The organism is Paraburkholderia sp. J69-1 (genome assembly GCF_905220255.1).
GTDB lineage: Bacteria > Pseudomonadota > Gammaproteobacteria > Burkholderiales > Burkholderiaceae > Paraburkholderia.
In genome coordinates this window covers 1-703 of sequence record NZ_CAJMZG010000084.1, presented here as the reverse complement: position 1 = coordinate 703, position 703 = coordinate 1, and the positions used below count along the sequence as shown (strand labels likewise).

General features: G+C 56.9%; 1 pseudogene. It reads right to left on the bottom strand.

The window, feature by feature from the left end:
- A pseudogene (locus U5A67_RS40475) lies at nucleotides 1–703 on the bottom strand (filamentous hemagglutinin); the annotation flags it as partial.

The following is a 703-nucleotide window of genomic DNA, read 5'->3' as shown; positions in this document are numbered from 1 at the left end:
AGACAACTGGTCCGGATCCGTCACGGTGCCATAATCGATGTTCACGCCGCTGGAGGTGTGCTGAAAGAACAGAAAGCGCCCCCCCTCGTCGGAATATGCGACCGGCGTGCCTCCACTGATCCCTGACGTATGCTCAATTTCATTGACTACGTCGCCGTCGGCAGCAAGTGTAATACCGCCATTGGCAAGAATGCGTGCATTTTCATTCGTGATCTGCCCGCCAGCGGCGATCGAAGCGGTCCCGTTGGCAGCGAACAGGATTCCCAGATTGGCAGGATCTGACAGGTTCGTCACATTGCCACTCGCCTGGAGCGTCAGATCGCCACCGGCTGCCTCGCCGCTTGTAGAAATGTAGCCAGCCTGGATAAGGCTGCCGGTATTGGTTATGTTGCCCGAGCTCGTCATCGTCAGGCTGCCGTCCGCCGTGATTTCGGACTCTGCAAGGTCATCGTCGGCAATGGTGATATTCGAGGCCTCAAGGCTCGTGTCTGCGTTTGTTCCGACTGTACTTCCTTCAGTCGCAAGCGATCCGCTTGCTAAGAGAGAAACGTCGCCATTTGCCAGGATCTGCGCATCGCGCAAATCAAGGTCAGTCCCGGCATCGACAGAAAGTGTGCCGCTGGCCTGTACTGGCACACCAGAAAGGCTAATTGCTCCGGCTGCTGTCAATGAAACGTCATTGGCTGAGGTGATCGCACCGCCA